Below are 3,956 nucleotides of genomic sequence, written 5' to 3'. Positions count from 1 at the left end.
GACGGTCGAAGCGGCCGGCCACACGGGGGCGACCGCCTTGTGCTCCGTCAGTCCCCGTGCCCCTGCGGTCAGTACCGGGACGGGCTTCGCGCCGGCGGCGCCCGCCGGGTGGCCCGGGACGCGGGCCAGTTCGGGCAGCGGGTCGGCCGCCCACTCCTTGTCGGTGTAGTGGTAGCCGCCGACGACCGACTCGGCCACCGCCATCGGTGTCAGCAGCGAAAGGGTCACCGCTGTCGCGACGGCGACCGTCCCGCGTCGTGCCAGTGCACGCGCGCGGGGTCCGTGAATCCGGCGCAGCTTTGATCGCATGCCGAACTATCCCCCTGTCAAACATTGAACTTTCAGGTGCCCGCCGAATGCGAACATCTGACGATACGTATGATCGTTCGGCACCGTATTGCCATGAATGTTTCACCGGCAAAGACCGACCCGGGAGCCGGACCGCAGAAGGTTCTCCCGGCGCTCCTGCCTGGGCGGATCCGGCCGGATGAACATGAACAAATGCGATGCAAATCCGACATTCGACGGGCCTGACGGGGTGTCCGGCTGTGAAGAACATCACGGCACACCCGCCGCCGTCACCAGCAGTCCTGAAAGGGCGACCTCATGGGGGAAACCACCCGCGCCCGGAACCATCCGGTGCGAACACTCACGCGTTCCCTGGTGATTCCGGCCACACTCGGCGGCCTGTTCCTGGGCGGCGCCGGCCCGGCCCTGGCGGACGGTCAGCCGGCCCCCGCCGCGGCCCCGGCGCCGGCGGCCGCCGCGACGCCGCTCGCGGCCGCCTCGGCCTCGGCCCGCAAGTCCGGCCGCCCCGTCCCGGTGGACGAACTGACCACCGAGACCGCCGACACGACGGCGAACGCCGACGGCACCTTCACCCTCACCACCCACCTCCAGCCGGTGCGGGTCAAGCGGGACGGCACGTGGAAGGCGCTCGACGCCGGCCTGGCCCGCAACGGCGACGGCACCCTCTCCCCGAAGGCGACCCCCGCCGGGCTCTCCCTCTCCGGCGGCGGCACCGGCCCGCTGGCCACGCTCACCGACCCGAAGGGCCGCCGGCTCGCCCTGACCTTCCCGACCGCCCTCCCGGCCCCCGAGGTGAGCGGCGACAGCGCCCGCTACAACGGCGTCCTGCCCGGCGTGGACCTCGACGTCACCGCCACCGACCAGGGCGGCCTGCGCGAGGTCCTGGTCGTCCACGACGCCGCCGCGGCCGCCAATCCGGCGCTCGCGTCACTGCGGCTGGCCACGCGCACCACCGACGGCCTCTCCCTCACCACCGGCCCGGACGGCTCCCTCACCGCCGGTGCCACCGACGGCACCGCCGCGTTCACCGCCCCGACCCCGGTGATGTGGGACTCGGCCGGCCGCTCCGCCGGCTCTCCGGCCCAGCCGACGACGACCAGGACCCCCGCCGAGCACCAGCCGGGCGGCGACGCCCAGGTCCGCCCGGTCGGGGCCGCGGTCACGTCCGACGCCCTGGTGCTCACCCCCGACGCGGGCCTGCTGTCCGGCCCGAACACCGTGTGGCCGCTCTACATCGACCCCGCGGTCAGCCCGGTCACCAGCACCACCAACCACTACACCATCGTCCAGGAGGGCTGTTCGAGCTACACCTACTACGACAAGGCGCAGGACAACGGCCAGGGTGTCGGCTACCAGCACTGGAAGGACTGCAACGGCCTCCAGCGCGCGTTCTACGAGGTCGGCCTCGGCAACCTCAGCAGCGACATGGTGATCTCCAAGTCGGTGCTGCACCTCACCGAGACCTACGCCGCCTCCTGGGACTGCGACAAGACGCACCAGGTGCGCCTCGCCACCGTCGGCCGGATCTCCGACACCACCAGCTGGGACAACCAGCCCTCGGTGACCGGCGACGGCTGGCTCGGCACGCAGAACCCGACCAGCGCCAACGGCGGTGGCAGCTGCGGCAACCAGGACGTCAACTTCGACGTCACCGGACAGATCAAGAAGCTCGCCGGGCACGCCGACACCTGGACCTTCGGCCTCTACGGCAACGAGTCCAAGTCCGACGACAACGACGACTACATGCGGTTCAACCGCAACCCGTACCTGACCACGGTCTTCGACATCGCCCCCGACCAGCCCGACACCCTCGCCACCACGCCCGCCGCCCACAACCCGGACGGCAACGGCTGCGACGGCCGGCCCGGCTGGATCGGCAACTCCGGCACCGCCGGCAGCGCCTCCGACATCGCGCTGAACGCCCACCTCACCACCCGGATGAGCGGCGTCAACCTGCGCGGCCGGTTCAAGGTGTGGGACGCCCAGGCGAGCGGGACGGCGAAGAGCCAGCCCACCAGCGACTGGATCTCCCCCGGCGGCACCGTCCGCACCAACCTCGGATTCACCGTCAGCGACGGCCACCAGTACGGCTGGTCGGTCCAGGCCGAGGACGGCACGCTCACCGGCCCGGTCTCCCCGGCCTGTTCCTTCAAGGTCGACCTCACCCCGCCCACCGTCCCGGTCATCGCCGACTCCCCGGTCTTCCCCCCGCTCGGCGGCTCCGCCACGCCCACCGGACACGCCGGTGACAGCGGCGTGAGCGTCAAGGTCACCGCCACCGACCCGACCCCGGCCGGCTTCCCCGGCGGCTGCCTTAGCAGCGGCATCAAGCGCTTCGAGTACGCGCTGGACACCGACGTCAACGGCGCGAACTGGGTGCCGGCCACCGCCACCAGCGGCGGCGCGGCAACCGCCGACGTGCCCATCACGCTCAGCGCCGCCCAGTGGGGCACCCACACGCTGTACGTCCGGGCGGTCGACGCGGCCGGCAACACCCAGGCCACCACCGCCCAGTACAGCTTCTTCGCGCCGTGGAACCCGGCCGCCAAGGTCGTCCAGGGCGACCTCGACGGGGACGGCGTCCCGGACCTCGCCGCCCCGACCACCGACGGCGACCTGATGCTCGTGCGCGGCGACAGCAACCCGGCCGCCGCCCCGCAGGTGATCTCCACCAAGGACAAGAGCCCGGACGGCACCGGCTGGAACAACTACCTGATCGCCCACCGCGGCACCGCCACCGGCAGCAACACCGACGACCTGTTCGCCTTCAGCAAGGCGACCCACCAGCTCTACCTCTACCCGAACGACGCCACCACCGCCGGCGGCACCCCGGGCCGCTTCACGCTGACCCAGAACGTCCTCGCGATCAAGAACTCGGACAGCTGCCCCGCCAAGGGCAGCGACGGCACCTGGAACAACGTCAGCCAGATCCTGGCCCCCGGCAAACTCGCCCAACTCGCCGACGCGCCCGACCTGGTCACCGTCGACAAGGGCGAACTCTGGTACTACCCGGGCAGCTTCCAGGCCGGCTGCAACCTCGCGGCCGGCGTGCGGATCGGCACCGGCGACTGGTCCCGCACCACCCTGCTCGCCCCCGGCAAGGTCGGCGGCGTGCCCACCCTGTGGGCCCGCGACAACACCACCGGCGCGGTCCTCAGCTATCCGCTGACCTTCGCCAACGGCACGCCCACCGCGTCGTTCCCGGCGCCGACCGGAGCCGCGCTCACCTCCGCCGTCCAGAACGGCGCGGGCAAGAACCTGTGCCTGGACATCGACCGCGCGACGACCACCAACGGCACCGCTGCCCAGGTCTGGGTCTGCAACGGCACCAACGCCCAGACCGTCCAGCGGGGCACCGACAACACGCTGCACGTCCTCGGCAAGTGCCTGGACGTCTCCGGCGGCCGGACCGCCAACGGCACCGCCGTCCAGCTCTGGACCTGCAACAACACCGACGCCCAGCAGTGGGTGCCGGGCCCGAACCCCGGCTCGTTCAAGAACCCGGCCTCCGGCCGCTGCCTCGCCGACCCGTCCGACAACAAGAACCCGGGCACCCGGCTGGCGATCCAGGACTGCGCCGCCTCCCCCGGCCAGAACTGGGCCGCCACCACCGCCGGCAACGCGCTGCCCGGCGCCCAGGCGGTGCT

2 protein-coding genes are annotated in these 3,956 nt (G+C 72.1%); one reads left to right on the top strand and one right to left on the bottom strand.

The features are described 5' to 3' along the window. A partial coding sequence (locus AB0O00_RS31660; protein ID WP_363657626.1) for a hypothetical protein occupies positions 1–228 on the bottom strand: 228 nt, incomplete at its 3' end. A gap of 435 nt (positions 229–663) precedes the next feature. Between AB0O00_RS31660 and AB0O00_RS31655 the strand changes: the two genes are divergently transcribed. After that, positions 664–3,956 (top strand): ricin-type beta-trefoil lectin domain protein (locus AB0O00_RS31655; RefSeq protein WP_363657624.1); only part of this gene is annotated, 3,293 nt, incomplete at its 3' end.

Origin of the sequence: Kitasatospora sp. NPDC093558, assembly GCF_040683475.1 — a bacterium.
GTDB lineage: Bacteria > Actinomycetota > Actinomycetes > Streptomycetales > Streptomycetaceae > Kitasatospora.
This window is presented reverse-complemented; position numbering and strand designations above follow the sequence as displayed.